The sequence below is a fragment of the Bifidobacterium sp. ESL0825 genome, from assembly GCF_052606465.1.
Map to the genome: position 1 here is coordinate 2009333 of NZ_CP199589.1, position 17198 is coordinate 2026530.

At 57.7% G+C, this 17198-nt stretch carries 13 protein-coding genes and 2 tRNA genes; 13 read left to right on the plus strand and 2 right to left on the minus strand.

The features are described from left to right. The first annotated feature begins 623 nt into the window (after positions 1-623). The 6 genes from ACUIAG_RS08490 (at position 624) to ACUIAG_RS08515 (ending at position 8738) form a co-directional block, all read left to right on the plus strand. On the plus strand, positions 624-821 hold the full coding sequence (locus ACUIAG_RS08490; RefSeq protein ID WP_445339662.1) for a hypothetical protein: 198 nt from the start codon (positions 624-626) through the stop codon (positions 819-821). 854 nt (positions 822-1675) lie between these two features. Further along, a complete protein-coding gene (locus ACUIAG_RS08495; protein WP_445339663.1) occupies positions 1676-2008 on the plus strand; it encodes a hypothetical protein in 333 nt (110 codons plus the stop codon). A 587-nt stretch (positions 2009-2595) separates the two neighbouring features. Then, on the plus strand, positions 2596-5388 hold the full coding sequence (locus ACUIAG_RS08500) for a hypothetical protein (protein ID WP_445340400.1): 2793 nt from the start codon (positions 2596-2598) through the stop codon (positions 5386-5388). A gap of 459 nt (positions 5389-5847) precedes the next feature. After that, a complete protein-coding gene (locus ACUIAG_RS08505) occupies positions 5848-6204 on the plus strand; it encodes a hypothetical protein (protein ID WP_445339664.1) in 357 nt (118 codons plus the stop codon). After that, positions 6201-7535, plus strand: a complete 1335-nt coding sequence (locus ACUIAG_RS08510; RefSeq protein ID WP_445339665.1) for a hypothetical protein — start codon at positions 6201-6203, stop codon at positions 7533-7535. Before ACUIAG_RS08505 ends, ACUIAG_RS08510 begins: the two co-directional genes overlap by 4 nt. A 306-nt stretch (positions 7536-7841) precedes the next feature. Next, on the plus strand, positions 7842-8738 hold the full coding sequence (locus tag ACUIAG_RS08515; RefSeq protein ID WP_445339666.1) for a hypothetical protein: 897 nt from the start codon (positions 7842-7844) through the stop codon (positions 8736-8738). 52 nt (positions 8739-8790) lie between these two features. Here ACUIAG_RS08515 and ACUIAG_RS08520 read toward each other — a convergent pair. Next, a tRNA-Leu gene (locus ACUIAG_RS08520) sits at positions 8791-8871 on the minus strand. A gap of 40 nt (positions 8872-8911) precedes the next feature. Beyond that, positions 8912-8984, minus strand: a tRNA-Thr gene (locus ACUIAG_RS08525). A gap of 122 nt (positions 8985-9106) precedes the next feature. Here ACUIAG_RS08525 and ACUIAG_RS08530 point away from each other — a divergent pair. The 7 genes from ACUIAG_RS08530 to ACUIAG_RS08560 all read left to right on the plus strand — a co-directional run bounded on the left by ACUIAG_RS08530 (position 9107) and on the right by ACUIAG_RS08560 (position 17164). Continuing rightward, positions 9107-10231, plus strand: a complete 1125-nt coding sequence (locus ACUIAG_RS08530; RefSeq protein ID WP_445339667.1) for a mannose-1-phosphate guanylyltransferase — start codon at positions 9107-9109, stop codon at positions 10229-10231. Positions 10232-10360: 129 nt separating this feature from the next. After that, on the plus strand, positions 10361-12058 hold the full coding sequence (pgi, locus tag ACUIAG_RS08535; protein WP_445339668.1) for a glucose-6-phosphate isomerase: 1698 nt from the start codon (positions 10361-10363) through the stop codon (positions 12056-12058). A gap of 222 nt (positions 12059-12280) precedes the next feature. Beyond that, on the plus strand, positions 12281-12652 hold the full coding sequence (rplS, locus tag ACUIAG_RS08540; RefSeq protein WP_024627419.1) for a 50S ribosomal protein L19: 372 nt from the start codon (positions 12281-12283) through the stop codon (positions 12650-12652). A gap of 145 nt (positions 12653-12797) precedes the next feature. Further along, positions 12798-13562, plus strand: coding sequence for a signal peptidase I (gene lepB, locus ACUIAG_RS08545; protein WP_445339669.1), 765 nt, complete (start codon positions 12798-12800; stop codon positions 13560-13562). 7 nt (positions 13563-13569) lie between these two features. Next, positions 13570-14277, plus strand: a complete 708-nt coding sequence (locus ACUIAG_RS08550) for a ribonuclease HII (RefSeq protein WP_445339670.1) — start codon at positions 13570-13572, stop codon at positions 14275-14277. A gap of 49 nt (positions 14278-14326) precedes the next feature. Continuing rightward, positions 14327-15448 (plus strand): LacI family DNA-binding transcriptional regulator, encoded by a 1122-nt coding sequence (locus ACUIAG_RS08555; RefSeq protein WP_445339671.1) that lies wholly within the window; start codon positions 14327-14329, stop codon positions 15446-15448. Positions 15449-15550: 102 nt separating this feature from the next. Beyond that, a complete protein-coding gene (locus tag ACUIAG_RS08560) occupies positions 15551-17164 on the plus strand; it encodes a xylulokinase (protein WP_445339672.1) in 1614 nt (537 codons plus the stop codon). The last annotated feature ends 34 nt before the right edge of the window (positions 17165-17198 follow it).

A 17198-nucleotide genomic window follows, 5' to 3' on the forward strand; every position in this document is an offset into this window, starting at 1 on the left:
TTGTCCGTATTCATTGAGGGTGATATAAACATTGCGAATAAGTCTGCAGATCCCGCAAAATTCGTGGGTGGCGGTCACCCTGAGTCCTTGATTGTTTTTGCTATTGTCTAGTGATTAGAATGACGCTTTGTCTTGCGCCAGTTCTTCACGAGTCTGGGGTACCGCCACATGCTCAAATTTCGCTCAAGTCTCTATGAGCATCTTGCTGGACATATCTTCAAATATAACCGCGAGTTTATCGAAGGATAAACAGACAAATGTGTATATGGGTGACTGCTTGGGTAGCGGAGGAGGCGACCTGGAATGCAGCGATGCATATTTCATGGGTTGGAGGAGACAGTTAGCTACAACTTTATAACGCGCATCAGGCTAACTGGGGCATGGTGACCGATTATGGTTTTCCGGCTTATAACGATGGTCTAGTAGGAAATATAAACGCCACAGCCTCGGCACGGTCTTTCTTCGTGTATTGCATGAACTTGCGCCGCAAACCCAACAATACCAATGGCATCGGTTCTGAGACCAGTTCTGATTACTATCAATAGGCGGCTCTTAAGGACAGCCAGTGGGTACCTGTTAAGAAGCCGGTCCTGTCAACAGGACAGCAGACGAATCCCAATAATTTGACTACCACCAACGTGGTCTTTGATACTGGCAAGGATGACAATCCTATGCTTGCCCGGAAGGCTGATGGCGGGATTGATTTTAAGAAAGCCAAGGAGAAGCGGGATCTTGATGGCTATTTCAAATTGGTGACCTGGCCTGACACTAGAAATTCTGATGGTTCGGAATGTACAGCCCTAAGAGTGCCGGTCTTGTAGGAATCAATTATAATATGTCCGCCGTACAGAAGGATACGAATCTATCTGCGGGTTGGACGATTGATACTGCGTCTTATAAGTATGATATGCCTCGTCCTGATGAGCCGACGATCACGAAGATTGTGAATGACGCGGATGCCAGTTTGGCTGCTTCTGGGAGTGTGTATACCACCAAGCCTGAGCCGGTAATCAGTGGTGAGTGCACACCTTCCAAGGATGACAAGCATCCTAATGGGTTGTTTTGTATGACGAGGATCCCATCAATCCGATTGCGGACGGCCAAGGCGCGAAGGTGATGACCTGGTGAAAAAATCGGACACATGGGGTTTCAGGCTGGGAGAAGCTGTGTACGAGGCCGACACTAACAGTAAACAGGGAGGCTCCTGACGGATACAGGACGCGAACAAGCTGTATCTGTCGCCGGATCTTGGCAACAGGTACAGTGGCTACCGGAGGTACCATGCCGGGGTGGCTGAGTCTGTATCCGTATTCGGTCTGACCTCGTTCTTTTCGAATATCGGCACGGATTATTTCGTTTCCAGGGAGAACGACCCGGATGAAAACAGGTTCTCGGTCACGGTGCCCCCATACCGTCAACGGGAGCCTGCTGGCGGGTTTAGTCGTCCTGTTCAAGGTTGTAGCATCATTATATACGGCCTGGTCGTCGGGGAAGCTGGGGATGACGGATTCCAGGATGACTGTTTCGATGAAGCAGAAGACCGTCTTGAACTGGACGGCCTTGGTGACTCCCCGGCCAACACCTTCCAGAAAGACTCGGGGTTCGATACTGCGTCTTCCGTCACGGACCCCACATCAGGTTCTGTGCTGAAGGTCATCAAGACGGCGGCTTCCACTTGGTCCTGGACGCTGACATACCTGCCGGGAAATTCACCGCCTACAACGGCGGCGACGAGATGCAGATCTACACCTTCCAGGTTGAGATGATCAACTCGATGAACAACCATTCATACCCGGCGTCCATTGAGCGGAAAATCGACATGACGCCCGCCGCGTTGACCTTGGAGCGGTATGACGTCTTCCAGGAGGTGGGCAAGGCCATAAGTAGTGTGGCCGGGGATACGGAGTTTCCTGAGACCAAAGGCACTCTGGTTCATATAACCAGGCTTGGTAATAGCGGCACGGATGGTGTTGGGGGATCAGGGTTCGTGGCAGGCGGTTCCTCCTGAAGTCGGGAACCAGTCGGCTCCAGTGTCGTATGCGCTGGAGTTCCGTCCTTCCAATTCGGCTTTGTCGCTGACCGGTGGATGGCCGCCTTCAGTGCTAAGAATCCTGCTACTGATGGCGTTTGGATCTGGTCGGCTTCGTGGCCTGCCTGAGGGCAGGCAGGAAAGCCGGCACTTATTTCGGCAGTATACGACAGGACCCGCCCCGCCCCCACTGAGTTGAGAGGATGAATGGTGGTCCTGTCGACGTCACCCCCCCCCCTAGTTCAGGCTGTCCATAGTAAAGACTAAGGACAGCCACAAAACACCCTATCTGAATCCCAGATCACGCTTACAGTCTCTGTACTCTTAAAGCATGTAGAGGGAAAAAGAAGATGCCATAAGTGAAGATGCGGTACTTGTGCTCTAGGGTTTCATGGCCTGCATTGGGGACAAAACAAGGGTGCAGTCCATCTGATTCTGGAAATGGTCGCATAGTGGTGTTGGGGGGTAGCGTGTTGAACCAATTACAAGAAAGGGGCAATAAGGGTCCACGGCATGTGGATCGCCCTATAGTCGCTCTTTTGATAACCCTTCTGGCGACATTGGCCGTGGTTGTTCCGCTTGGGCTGAGCGCCCTGTCGGCCAGTCAGGCCAATGCCATTGATGGGCAAGGCGATACGGCAAGCAGGAAGCCGCTGCTCTATAAGATGTTGGCCTACAACGACAAGATTGATTCCTACCAGGATGAGCTGCGCATGGACTTCATCCTGCGCGTGAAACACAACGAATTCGATCCGCAATGCGTACCGATGCGTGATACTTCTCCTTATGATTCGGTAAACTGTAATTTGTCTTTCGTATATCAGTTTGAAGGAGCACAAAATCCGTCCCACTATCGCAGGATACGGTATCTGAATACTATTTCGACAAACCCTAACGACCCTACTGGCGGTGCTGAGCAATGGGCGGAAAACGAGGCCGAGTTCTTTACGGTTCATAAAGTAATCAACTCTGGTTTATATGATTTTCTTGCTGTATCCATAGAGGGTGATTTGTCCTATATGGATACCTCCAATGATCCGAAATATTACGTCACTGGCGGTTATCCAGAACCCTTGAACGTCTACGCAATCGTTGGTCAACAAAACAATACGTTGTCGTGTGGAAGTTCCCCATGGACTTCTCCATGGGACTACACTACGAATGACTGCACCTTCGATCCAAGCTCTATCAGCAGTAAGGTCCAAGACAGGGTTGCAAATATCACTGCGGACCAGGGCAAGGGCATCAAGCTGTATATGGGCAACTGCCTAGGTAATAGTCCCCAACCTAAGTGCAGCGGACCCGGTTCTTGGGTTGGTTGGGACAGCAATCCCCTTCTCTATGGCGGTCACCAGGCCAATTGGGGCATGGTAACGGATTATGGATTTCCTATAGGAACTAAGCCGGTTCCAGGAGTAGCGCCTCCCAAATCCTTCTTTGTGTATTGGTTCAATTTACGTGGCAATAATAGTGCTGGTGGAATATGCTCCAAGACCAACTCGTATTACTACCAATGGGTGGGGCAGAAGGATAGCAAATGGGTTCCTGTCGATGCGCTGACGCCTAAACCTGTGCTAGTAACTGGTCAGAAGCCAGACGTCAATAATTTGACCAATTCCTGGGGTCTTCAATATCAGGTCAATTCCAATACGGCATATAATCTGCCGACAACTTCGAGCAACTCGAACGAATTGTACGCGACTGATAAGAATGGGAACCCCATGCCCGCACAGTTGCCTGATGGTTCAATTGACTTCAAGAAAGCTCAGGAATATCAGCAGCTCGATGGTTATTTCAAATTAGTTACTTGGCCTGTCACTACTAATGACGATGGCACCCAGTGCAAGCCGACGGCAAGCACACCTGAAATCACCACTAAGATATATGACCCTCAACAGGATGGCCTTGTTGGGATAACAGACGACATGCCTGAAGCTCAGAAAAATACGAATCTGGATGCGGGATGGGCTATAGATACTGCCTTCTATAAGTATGATGTGCCTCGTCCTGGTGAACCGACTATCACCAACATCCAGAATGATACCGACGGTTCTTTGAATGCCTCAGGAAGCGTCTATACTGATAATCTTGATCCGGTGGTCAGCGGTGAGTGCACTCCCTCCAAAGACGATACGCATCCCAACACGGTTACTTTGTTCGGAGAGGATCCCGGCAATCCCTTCAAGGAGGGGCAGAGCAAGAGCAGCGACGATCTGGTCAAAAGCTCGGACTCCTGGGGGTTCAAGCTGGGGGATGCTGTCTGTAAGGTCGATCCCATGAGCAGACAGGGAGGGTCCTGGCAGATACAGGACACAAATAAGCAATATCCGTCGCCGGACCCAGGCAACAAGTACAACGGCTACAGGCGCTATCACGCCTGGGTGACTGAGTCCGCCTCCGGGTTCGGCTTGACCTCCTTCTTCTCGAACATAGGAACAGCCTATTTCGTCTCCAACGAGAATGCTCCGGATGGCAAGCTTTCTGTCACAGTGCCCCATACGAAAAACGGTATTCTGCCGGCAAACTCGGTCGTCACCTTCAAAGGAACTGTTTCACCTATATATACAGCTTGGTCCTCGGGAGGGCTGGGGGTGATTGATTCCAAGATGTCCATTTCCATGAAGCAGAACACTGCCTCTGATTGGACCAGCCTGATGACCACTCCGGCCAACACATTCCAGAAGGATGCGGCGGTCAACACCGCGTCTTCCGTCACGGATCGCACGACGGGCCTCACGCTTAGTCTGTCCAAGACGGCGGCGTCCACATGGTCCTGGACGCTGAACATCCCTGCTGACAAGTTTACCGGTTATAACGGTGACGACGAGACAGAGAAGTATATCTTCCAGGTCAAGATGATCAACCCCCTGAATGTACCTTCGGATCCGGCTTTCATCAACCAGACGGTCGACATGACGCCAACTACTCTGACCTTTGAGCGGTACGACGTCTTCCAGGTGGCGGGCAAGGCCTATAAGTATGTCAATGGAAACACCAGGGTTCCTGAGACAAAGGGCACCCTGGTCCATATAACCTGGCCCGGCAATAGCAGTACGGATGTCGCCGTGGGAGACCAGGGCTTGTGGCAGGCGACTCCGCCTGAGGGCATCAATCAGGGGCAATTCACCGCTCAGGTTGCCTCCGATGATGCCGAAAGCAGTGATCCTCTAAACGGCAACTTCCATGGAGGAAACGAGTCAGCCGCAGTGTCGCATGCACTGGAATTCCGGCCCTCCACCTCCTCCCTGCCCTTCGCCGGAAGATGGCCACTTTCGGTGCTCAAGATCCTGTTGATGCTGACATTGGGTCTGGCAGGCTTTGTTGCCTGTCTAAGGAATAGGCAGGAGAGCCGATACTGATTTCGACGACATAAGGCAGGGTCTGCGCTTACCTCCGTGGAATTAGGGGGATGAGGGCAGGCCCTGTTTGTGTTTCATGTGCGTGAGACGGGACTCGAGTCCAGATGTCTAAAGGGCAGCTGGTGAAAGAAACGCTTGACAGGATCGAACTGTCGACCTTTCCATGACAAAGTGGCCTCCACCCCCAACCCAGACCAGCCGGATGAAGACCGTAAACGGTCGCGAAAACCGTTCGCGAAACACGCTATATGAATCCTAGATAATGCTTGCAATTCCAGCATTCGTAATGGAGTGTAAGAAAAAAGTGAAGATGCTATTTTTTATCTCTACGATAAGGTCGAAACAAACGGGGAGGAATTAAAAACAAAGTAAAGCCGCTCTAAAGGGTAATTATATCTTGATTTGGGGGGTCTTGTATTAAAGAGGTTACAAGAACGGAGCGCCAAAGGTCCGCAGCATGTGAGCCTTCCGATCATAGCCGTTCTGGTAACCCTTCTGGCGACGTTGGCCGTGGTTGTTCCGCTTGAGCTGAGCGTCCTGTCGACCAATCAGGCCAATGCCGCTGATGGACAGGACGAAACGGCCAGCAGAAAACCGAAGCTCTATAGGATGATGGCTTTCAACGACAGGATTGATGCGTACCGGGAAGAGCTGCGCATGGACTTCATCCTGCGCGTAAAGCACAATGAATTTAAGCCGGATTGCGTTGGTGTTGGTGGGACTAATACCAAAATCCCTCACAATGCAATCTATCTTTCATATATCAGTTTGTTGGTTCTGACAATCCTGACTATTACAGACGCGAACGGTATATGAAAACTATAACTCCAGATGATTACGTAGACAGCAATAAAAATGCTGACGCTTGTGATGGGGCCTTAGCCTGGGCAAGAAATCAGGATGAGTTCTTCACCGTTCATAAGATAATCAATTCTGGTTTGTATGACTACCTGGCCATATCCATTGAGAGTGACATGAATATCGCGGATTCCTCTTCTGATCCTGCAAAATTTGCGGTTGGTGGTCACCCTGAGCCCTTGAATGTCTTGGCCGTCGTTGGTGACAAGAATAAGGCCCTGTCTTACGGTAGTTCTTCGTGGTCCTGGACTACCAATAACTGCACAAATTTTGATCCGGCTTCCATGAGTGATTTACAGGCTCAGGATAGATATTCAAATATCACGGCAAGCCTGTCACAGGACAAACAGATGAAAGCGTATATGGGTTACTGCTTGGACAGCAAAGCAGATATGAAGTGCAGTGGCCCGTATTCTTGGGTCGGTTGGGACACCAACCCAAATCTCTATCAAAACAATCAGGCTAACTGGGGCATGGTGACGGATTATGGTTTTCCTGAATATAAAAACAATTCCACTACTGGGCTAATCAATGCCACTGCTCCGGGCACAGCCCCGGCACGGTCATTCTTCGTGTACTGGTTGAATCCGCGTGGCAGTACAAATGATAATCCTGATGGCATATGTTCCGAGACCAATTCGTATTATTACCAGTGGGTGGCTCTGAAGGATAGCGAGTGGGTGCCTGTTGATGAGTTGACTCCTGAGCCGATCCTGGTGACAGGCCAGCAGCCGTCTCCCAATTCGGCGACTACCACGACCAGCAAGGCAGCCCAAGTCAGCAGGTATTCTGCTTTCAACGTGAGTCCAAAGGACCCGAGGTATCTTGACAACCCCAACGTGCTTTTTGCCACTGATAAGGATGGCAATCCTATGCCTGCTCAGAAGGATGATGGCGGGATTGATTTCAAGAAGGCCAAGGAGAAGCAGGATCTTGACGGCTATTTCAAGGTGGTCACCTGGCCTGTTGCCACGAATCGGGACGGCAGCGTTTGTACCGTCAGTCCTGAAGTGTACAACCACAAGAGCGCTGGTCTTGTGGGAATCGATGATAACATGTCCGCCGTGCAGAGGGATACGAATATCTCTGCGGGTTGGACAATCAACAGTGCCTTTTATAAGTATGATGTGCCTCGTCCCGATGATCCGACCATCACGAAGATCGAGAATGATGCTGATGCTGGCTTGGATGCTTCTGGTAGCGTGTATACGACCAAGCTTGATCCGGTAATCAGTGGTGAGTGCACGCCTTCAAAGGATGCTGCGCGTCCCAACAAGGTCACTCTCTAGGGCGAGGACCCCAGCAATCCTATTATGGAGGGGCAGGGCGCAAATGGCGATGACCTAGTGAAAAGCTCGGATACGTGGGGATTCAGGCTGGGCGAGGCTGCCTGCCAGGTCGACACTAGCAGCAAGCAGGGGGGGGGGTCCTAGCGCATACAGGACACAAACAAGCTGTATCCGTCGCCGGATCCTGGCAACAAGTACAGTGGCTACAGGCGCTATCATGCCTGGGTAACTGAGTCTATCTCCGTGTTCGGCCTGACCTCCTTCTTCTCGAATATCGGGACGGCGTATATCGTTTCGGGGGAGAACGTGCCGGATGCAAGCAAGTTCTCGGTCACGGTGCCTCATACGGTAAACGGGAGCCTGCCGGCGGATTCGGTGGTCACATTCAAGGGTGATGCGTCGCCTGTGTACACGGCCTGGTCCTCGGGAGGGCTGGGGATGACTGATTCCAAGATGGCTGTTTCGATGAAGCAGAAGACCGCCTCGGACTGGACCAGCCTGGTGACCACTCCGGCAAACACCTTCCAGAGGGATGCGGCGGTCAGCACCGTGTCTTCCGCCACGGATTCCACCTCGGGCCTTACGCTGAATCTCACCAAGACAGCAGCTACCACCTGGTCCTGGTCGCTGAACATTCCCGCTGACAAGTTCACCGGCTACAACGGCAGCGACGAGACACAGACGTATGATTTCCAAGTTGAGATGATCAACCCGATGAACATTCGTTCGGGCCCGGCTTCCATCGAACGGAAAATCGACATGACGCCCACCACGCTGACCATTGACCGCCATGACGTCTTCCAGGTGGCCGGCAGGGCCTACAAGTATGTGGACGGTGATACGAAGATTCCCGAGACCAAGGGGACCATGGTGCATGTGACCTGGCCTGACAATACTGGCACGGATGTGGCTGTGGGGGACCAGGGCATATGGCAGGCGGTTCCTCCTGAGGGGATGAAGCGGGGGGATGTCGCCGTCCAGGTGCTTTCCGATGATGCTGAGGGCCCTGACGCTCAGGGCAGGTTCCAGGGCGGGAACCAATCGGCTTCGGTGTCGCAGGTGCTGGAGTTCCGGCCTTCTCCATCCTCCCTGCCTCTTACTGGTGGCGGGCCGCTTACCGTGCTCAAAATCCTGCTGCGGATAGCCCTTGGCCTGGTGGGCTTCGTGGCCTGCCTGAGGAACAAGCAGAAAAGCCGCCACTGACCCCGGAAGCATAAGACAGGGCCTGTCCTTGCAGGCCCTGTCTTAATACCCGTGCGCGAGATGGGACTCGAACCCACACGTCCGAAGACACAGGAACCTAAATCCTGCGCGGCTACCATTACGCCACTCGCGCGTACGACATGCCCTGCCGTTGAAAGGGCAGTTGGTGGAAGAGCCACTTGACAGAATCGAACTGTCGACCTTCTCATTACGAGTGAGACGCTCTGCCAACTGAGCTAAAGTGGCCTTCGCCTCCCGTCCGGACCCGCCGGAAGAAGGCAACATGCTACATCATACTGGATGCACGCGATAAAAACGCCTTGGGCTTCGGGCAGAGGGTGTACAAGCTTCTTGACACAATGGAGGGTATGGATCTCAATGATTTCTATGCCGTCATTCCGGCCGGTGGTGTGGGTACCCGGCTCTGGCCATTAAGCCGCCAGGACCGGCCCAAGTTCCTCTACGATCTATTGGGGTCAGGCAGAACAATGATCCAAGGCACCTTTGACCGGCTGGCCGGCATCTGCGGGGCTGACCATGTGGTCGTCTCCACCGGTCAGAGGCATGTGGACCAGGTGCGTCAGCAGCTTCCGGATCTGGCTGAGAACGCGCTCTTCGCCGAGCCGGTTCCTCGCGATTCCACGGCTGCCATAGCCCTGGCGACTGCTGTGCTGGCCCAGCGGCACGGCGGGGAAATCATCGTGGGCTCCTTCGCCGCCGATCACGTCATCCGAGACGACAAAGCATTCGCGGCCTCAGTGGAGCAGGCGGTGGCAGCCGCCCGAGCCGGTTATGTGACCACCATCGGCATCGCCGCCTCTCGTCCCTCCACTGCCTTCGGCTACATTCATCAAGGTCCCTCCCTGGCCGATCGCATTCCCGAGGCTCCGGATGCCCGTCTGGTCAGCGAGTTCGTCGAGAAGCCGGATGCCTCTACGGCCCAGGCCTACCTGTCCACAGGGGAGTATCGATGGAACGCCGGCATGTTTGTCATGCAAGCGCAGGTGCTCCTGGACTGCCTGCGTCGTTACAAGCCTGAGCTACACGCCGCGGTCATGGCCATCTCCAAGGTCTGGGACCAGGGCGGGCAGGCCCGCAGCCAGGCCATGGAGGAGCACTGGCCAGGCATCGAGAAGATTGCCTTTGACTATGCCGTAGCCGAGCCCCTATCGGCGGCCGGCGGCGTAGCGGTTGTTCCAGGGGGCTTCGATTGGGACGACATCGGCGACTTCAATTCAGTGGCTGGTCTGCTTCCGTCCTCCAACAGGCGCAACATCAAGATTCTGGGTGATGCCGACCGGGTCATGTACCTGGATTCCGCTGGAGATATGGTCGTGCCCGGCTCTGAGCGTACGGTCGCCCTTCTGGGTGTGGATGACATGATTGTTGTGGACACCCCAGACGCGCTCCTGGTGGCCCCTCGGGCCCGCAGTCAGGAAGTCAAGGACATGGTAGCCAAGTTAGCTCAGTACGGCTGTGACGACATACTCTGACAGCAATTCGGCTCGGTTAAGAAGATTGACTGATTTTGTTGTCTTCTGTCTGCTTTTGTGAGTAGTTTGGGGTATAGAACCGGGTGCTCGTCAGACCGGGCATCACCTCATGAAAGGACCCGAACAACCATGGCCATCAATCCTCCAGTGGACGCTACCAGCACCAAGGCCTGGGCGGCCTTGCAACAGCACTTCGACGACATGCAGCGCCAGGGGATCGATTTGCGCGCATGGTTCGCCAAGGACCCGAAGCGCACAGAAAAGCTCAGCTTTGAGCTGGGTGATCTCTATATTGATCTGTCTAAGAACCTGATTCAGCCCGAGACCCTGTCCCTGCTGGCCCAACTGGGCCGCGAGGTCGGCCTTGAGGAGCGGATCGAGGCCATGTTCAACGGCGAGCACATCAACAACACCGAGGACAGGGCCGTTCTGCACACAGCCCTGCGCCGCCCCGAGGAGGACCGCGGCCGACTGATCGTGGACGGCCAGGATGTGGTGAGTGACGTTCGTGACACCCTCAAGCGCATCTATGCCTTTGCCGACCAGGTCCGCTCGGGCAGCCGGACCGGTCTGACCGGCAAGCGGATCACCACCGTGGTCAACATCGGCATCGGCGGCTCCGACCTTGGTCCGGTCATGGCCTACGAGGCCCTGAAGCCCTACGCAGATGCCGGCATCAGCGCCCGCTACATCTCCAACATCGACCCCAATGACCTGGCCGAGAAGACACGCGATCTTGATCCGGAGACCACGCTCTTCATCATCGTCTCCAAGACCTTCACCACCCTGGAGACCCTGACCAACGCCCGCCAGGCCCGCGCCTGGCTCCTGAAGAGCCTGGGGGAGCGCGGCCTGCTGTCCAAGGACGGCGAGGACCTCTCGGCCGAGGCCATCCGTCGGCACTTCATCGCCGTTTCGACTGCCCTGGACAAGGTGCGCGACTTCGGCATCGATCCGGACAACGTCTTCGGCTTCTGGAACTGGGTCGGCGGCCGGTACTCGGTGGATTCCGCCGTGGGCACCTCCCTGGCCATCACCATCGGCCCCGAGCGTTTCGAGGAGTTCCTCAAGGGCTTCAACACTGTCGACCGCTACTTCCGCGCCACCCCCCTGGATCGAAACGTAGTTGCTCTGATGGGCCTGCTCAACGTCTGGTATGTCAACTTCTTCGGCGCCCACTCGCACGCCGTGCTGCCCTATGACCAGTATCTGCACCGCTTCCCGGCCTACCTGCAGCAGCTGACCATGGAGTCCAACGGCAAGTCCGTGCGCTGGGACGGCACGCCGGTGACCAGCCTGACCGGCGAAATCTTCTGGGGGGAGCCCGGCACCAACGGACAGCACGCCTTCTACCAGCTGATCCACCAGGGCACCCGCCTGATCCCCGCCGACTTCATCGCCTTCGCCAACACCCCCAACCCGGCCAAGGACGGCGACCAGGACGTGCATGAGCTCTTCCTGGCCAACTTCCTGGCCCAGACCAAGGCATTGGCCTTCGGCAAGACCGCCGACGAGGTCCGCGCTGAGGGCACTCCCGAGGCCATCGTCCCGGCCCGGGTCTTCACCGGCAACAGGCCCACCACCTCCATCTTCGGCGATGCGCTGACCCCGGCCGCCCTGGGCGAGCTGATCGCCCTCTACGAGCACATCACGCTGACCGAGGGCACGGTCTGGGGCATCGACTCCTTCGACCAGTGGGGCGTTGAGCTGGGCAAGAAGCTGGCCCGCGAGATCACCCCGGCCATCTCCCGGGACGACCAGGCCCTGGCCGAGCAGGATCAGTCCACCAAGTCCCTGATCGCCTTCTACAGGGCCCACCGCCGCTGATGTCATGCCGGGTCCCTGCGGGTCCGGTTGGTGGTATATTATTGGACAGTTGTTTGCCGGAAGGGTAGCTGCCGCATGGGCTCCCTTCCTTTCAGGTCCAGCCGGATGCTCCGGCGGATCGGCACCCCCGACGGCAGACCGCCGGGTTCCGTCCAGGATCGCTTCCTTTGATGGTTGCGGTCCATGTCATGGGTCGATGTGCGGCGGCCATGGAGGAACAGCATGAACGCGATTCAGGAATTTGACGCCAGCCACATGAAGCCTGCGGAGCAGATCCCAGACTTCCGCCCCGGCGATACCGTCGAGGTCAACGTCAACATCACTGAGGGCAACAACTCTCGTATCCAGGCTTTCACGGGTGTGGTGATCGCTCGTCAGGGCTCCGGCGTGCGCGAGACCATCCTGGTGCGCAAGGTCAGCTTCGGCGTGGGCGTCGAGCGTCGCTTCCCTCTGCACTCCCCGCAGATTGACTCCATCAAGGTGCTGCGCCACGGCCGTGTCCGCCGCGCCAAGCTCTACTACCTGCGTGGTCTGCACGGCAAGGCCGCCCGCATTGTCGAGCGTCGCGACAACAAGGCCGAGTCCAACAAGTAGGATTCAGCCAGGGCGACCCAGTCCAGGCCTGGCCGCTAACACCCGGGATGTAATGCTCCCGGGTTTTTCCATGCTTGGGTGTGTACGCTATGAGTCATGCGGAATCTGTTTTCGGGCGGGTGCCGGTGGATGACAAGGAGTGGATATGGCCTTTCGGGATGAGGAAGCGTCCTCGTCGGGACTTTGGTATCCGGACGGCAGACAGGCCACCTCAGCCCCGGTGCCGCCCCGCCATGCCTTTGACCGCCCCGGTGGACGCGGCTCCACCAAGGGCAGCCACCCGCGGCTGGGCGAACGCGGTTTCCTGCCCGAGTTTCTGTTCGAGCTGGTTGCCCTCTTGGCCGTCGTCGCCGTCCTGCGCATATTTTTGTTCAGCATCTACGTCATCCCCTCCGGCTCCATGGAGAACACCCTTGGCATCGGGGACAGAATCCTGACCACTCACAGGCTGACCAGATCCATGGTGGCCCCCCGCCGTGGGGATGTGGTGGTCTTCACTGATCCTGCTAACTGGCTGGGCGAAGAGTCCACTCCGAGCTTCCGCGGCAGTCACCTGGTAAAGCGCCTGATCGGCATGCCCGGCGACACAGTGGCCTGCAAGGGCCATGGCGCCCCAGTCACCGTCAACGGTGTCGCCTTGGATGAGAGCTCCTACCTGCGCCCAGGAGTGGAGCCCAGCTCCTTTGCCTTCAAGGTCAAGGTGGACCCTGGGTACGTCTTCGTCATGGGCGACAATCGTTCCAACTCCGCCGATTCCCGTCTGCACAAGGACGACGGACACAATGGCCTGGTCCCCATGGACAACATCAAGGGCACTGCGCTGCTGATCTATTACCCGGTGGGCAGCTGGAAGCTGCTCAACAACCAGCACAAGGTCTTCGACTCTGTGCCCGAGCCTACCCAGGACTGAACCGGCTGTGAGGCGGATCCTGCCGACCCTGGCCACCGAGGCTGCCTTGGCTGACCAGGGAGCCGAGTATGTGCTGGGGCTGGATGAGGTCGGCCGTGGAGCCCTGGCGGGTCCGGCCATGGTCGGCGTGGTGGCGGTCCGGTCTGCCGACCTGCCTCATCTGAAGGTCCCTGACGGGGTGGCTGATTCCAAGATGCTGACCCCTGCGCGTCGACTGGCCATGTACCGTGACTTGGAGAACTGGGCTGCCGGCTGGGCGGTGGGGGCCTGTTCCAATCATGAGATCGACCAGTGGGGCATCGTTCACGCCCTGGGCATCGCCGCCCTGCGCGCGCTGGCCGAATTGGAGCATGGGATGGACCTGGGGCCCGGCCGCCGTCTGGCTGCCATCCTTGACGGCCCCCATGACTACATCACCCCGGCCGCCGACAGCTTTGACGCTCCCGACCTCCCGGTTCTGCCCAAGGTTTCCACCCAGGTCAAGGGTGATGCCCACTGTGCCAGTGTGGCCTGCGCGGCGGTCATCGCCAAGGTCACCCGTGACCGGCTTATGGTTCGCCTGGCCGCCTCCGATCCCGTCTTGGCTCCATACCAGTGGGAGCACAACAAGGGCTATGGGTCGCCTGCGCATCTGGAGGCCATTCGCCGTCTGGGGCCCAGCCGTCTGCACCGGGTCAGCTGGCATTTGCCCTCGTCCGGTTCCGGCAGGGGCTAATATCGGAACGGTCGACACGGCTATCGTACGGCTATCGGAAGAAGGTCACATGCCCGCAGGCAGCGGGGGCAGGTCACGGTCCAAACGCCCCTCCATGTTCGAGGTTGCCCGGCTGGCCGGGGTCTCCCACCAGACTGTGTCCAGGGTCATCAACAATTCCAAGGACGTTTCTCCGGCCACCCGGACCAAGGTCCAGCAGGCCATCAGGAAGCTGGGCTACCGTCCCAGCAACTCTGCGCGGGCCCTGGCATCCAGCCGCAGCCGGACCATCGGACTGGTGGCTGGCGGTGTCAGTCTCTTTGGGCCTGTTTCGTCAATCACGGCCATCGAGACCGTTGCCCGTTCCCATGGTTTGTTCATGTCGGTCATGATGGTGGACGAGTCCGCCTGCACGCTTGCCGGATTCCAGGAGCTCTGCGGCACCTTTCTGGAGCAGAATGTGGATGCCTTCATCTTTCTGACGCCGACCGACACCATGTTCCAGGCTGCCTGCCAGGTTGAGGTGAGCCAGCCCCGGGTCATCGTCACCTCCACGCATGGCATCACCAGCGTCGAAGAGGCCCTGAGTCGCCGACGGGGCGATGGGCGGATAGCCCTGACCGGAATCGACCAGTGGGGTGCCGTTCAGCGGCTGGCCCGACTGCTGGTCTCCCGGGGCCATAGGCGGGTGCTCTACATGGCAGGACCTGCGCAGTGGCGGGATGCAGCCACCCGGCTGGCCTCCTGGAAGGTGGCCTGCGCTCGCTGCCGCATACGAACAGCCGTGGTCCACGCCCGCAGCTGGGAGGCAGGGGAGTCCTACACGCTGATGAACCACCTGATCGATCAGCGGGGCATGAGCGGCACCTCCCTGCCCTCGGCCGTGGTCACCGCCAACGACAACCAGGCTGTGGGCGTGGCCCGGTCCCTGCAGGAGCATGGCATCCGCATTCCCAGTGACATCAGTCTGGTGGGCTTCGACGACGTACCTACGGTAGACAACATGTTTCCGCCGCTGGCCACGGTCCGTCCCCGCTTTGAGGATCTGGGGGTGGCCACCATGCGGCAGGTCCTGGCCCTGCTTCACCAGGGGCAGCCGGTGGACTTCCCGGTCACCCACCACGGTGTTGGACTGATCCAGGCGGATGTGATCCAGCGTCGGTCCCTGGGCTATGCAATCAAGCGCATCTGACCACTGTCGGCCCGCATCCCGCGGGCTTGCCTGATGCTCTGGTCTCGGTTACAATCGTAACCAGACTATGTGAGCGTTAACATATCAGGCAAAGGAGCAGACATGGTTGTTGGCGAACAAGGCGTCATCGTGAGTGAATTAAAGGAGGGCGCGACCAGTCTGGGCATCGAATTCGGCTCCACCCGTATCAAGGCTGTGCTGATCGACCATGACTACCGGACGCTGGCCACCGGGGACGTCGAGTGGGAGAACCGGCTGGAGGACGGCCTCTGGACCTACTCCATGGACCAGATTCATCAGGGTCTGCAGGCGGCCTATGCGGCCATGGCCGAGGATGTCCGTCGTCAGTACGGGGTGACGCTGACCAAGATCGGCGCCATGGGGATCTCGGCCATGATGCACGGCTACCTGGCCTTCGACAAGGATGGTCAGCTGCTGGTGCCCTTCCGCACCTGGCGCAACACCAACACCCGCCAGGCCCATGAGGAGCTGTCGCAGGTCTTCAAGATCAATATTCCCGAGCGCTGGTCCATCGCCCACCTCTACCAGGCCATTCTGAACGGTGAAGAGCATGTGCCCAGGGTGGCCTACATCACCACGCTGGCCGGCTACATGCACTGGAGGCTCTCCGGTCGCAAGGTCATCGGCATCGGCGATGCTTCGGGCATGTTCCCCATCGACTCCTCCCGCAAGGAGTTCGACCAGGGCCTGCTGGGCATCTTCTACCGACTGCCGCAGGTTCAGGCCCAGCCCTGGGACATCCACGACCTGCTGCCTGAGCCGTTGACCGCCGGCAGCGATGCGGGCGCACTGACTGCAGAAGGCGCCGCCCTGCTGGATCCCAGTGGCCAGCTGCAGCCCGGCGTGCCCATGGCCCCGCCCGAGGGCGACGCGGGAACCGGCATGGTGGCGACCAACGCGGTTCGTCCCCGCACCGGCAACGTGTCTGCGGGCACATCCATCTTCGCCATGGTGGTCCTGGAGCATCCCCTGCGCGACTTCCACCCCGAGGTGGATCCGGTCACCACGCCGGCTGGGGATCCTGCCGGCATGAGCCATGCCAACAACTTCACCTCGGACCTGAACGCCTGGGTGGGGCTGTTCGGTGACTTCGCCAAGGCCGCCGGTCTGGACCTGAAGGGGAATGCGCTTTACGCCACCCTGTTCAACCAGGCGCTCCAGGGAGATAAGGACGCCGGCGGGCTGATCAACTACTGCTTCTATTCCGGGGAGTTCCTGGCTGGCCTGGAGGAGGGCCGGCCCGTCTTTGCCCGCGGCCCCGAGGGACGAATGACCCTGGCCAACTTCATGCGGGCCCAGCTCTTCTCGGCTTTCTCGCCGGTCACTATCGGCATGGATGTGATGACCCGTCAGGAGCATGTCCAGGTGGACACCATGGTCGGGCATGGCGGCATTTTCGCCACGCCCAAGGTAGCCCAGCGGATCCTGGCCGCCGCCTTCAATGCCCCCATCAAGGTCATGTCCACCGCTGTGGAAGGGGGCGCCTGGGGCATGGCCGTCCTGGCCGACTATCTGGGCCATGCCGACCAGACCCTGGCCGACTACCTGGATGCCAATGTCTTTGCGGGTGTCCAGTCCACAACAGAACAGCCGGATCCGGCCGATGTGAAGGGCTTCAGAGCCTTCTTCGACCGCTTCACCAAGGGCCTGCCCATCGAGCAGGCGGCCGTGAAGACCATTCCTCTGCAGGGATGAGGCCTGGAGCCGAAAAACGTCAAGCGGCCGGATC

Coding starts and splice junctions, on each gene's coding strand:
- rplS (WP_024627419.1), top strand. CDS start 12,281: ATGAACGCGATTCAGGAATTTGACGCCAGCCACATGAAGCCTGCGGAG.
- ACUIAG_RS08530 (WP_445339667.1), top strand. CDS start 9,107: ATGGATCTCAATGATTTCTATGCCGTCATTCCGGCCGGTGGTGTGGGT.
- ACUIAG_RS08510 (WP_445339665.1), top strand. CDS start 6,201: ATGAAAACTATAACTCCAGATGATTACGTAGACAGCAATAAAAATGCT.
- ACUIAG_RS08560 (WP_445339672.1), top strand. CDS start 15,551: ATGGTTGTTGGCGAACAAGGCGTCATCGTGAGTGAATTAAAGGAGGGC.
- ACUIAG_RS08555 (WP_445339671.1), top strand. CDS start 14,327: ATGCCCGCAGGCAGCGGGGGCAGGTCACGGTCCAAACGCCCCTCCATG.
- lepB (WP_445339669.1), top strand. CDS start 12,798: ATGGCCTTTCGGGATGAGGAAGCGTCCTCGTCGGGACTTTGGTATCCG.
- pgi (WP_445339668.1), top strand. CDS start 10,361: ATGGCCATCAATCCTCCAGTGGACGCTACCAGCACCAAGGCCTGGGCG.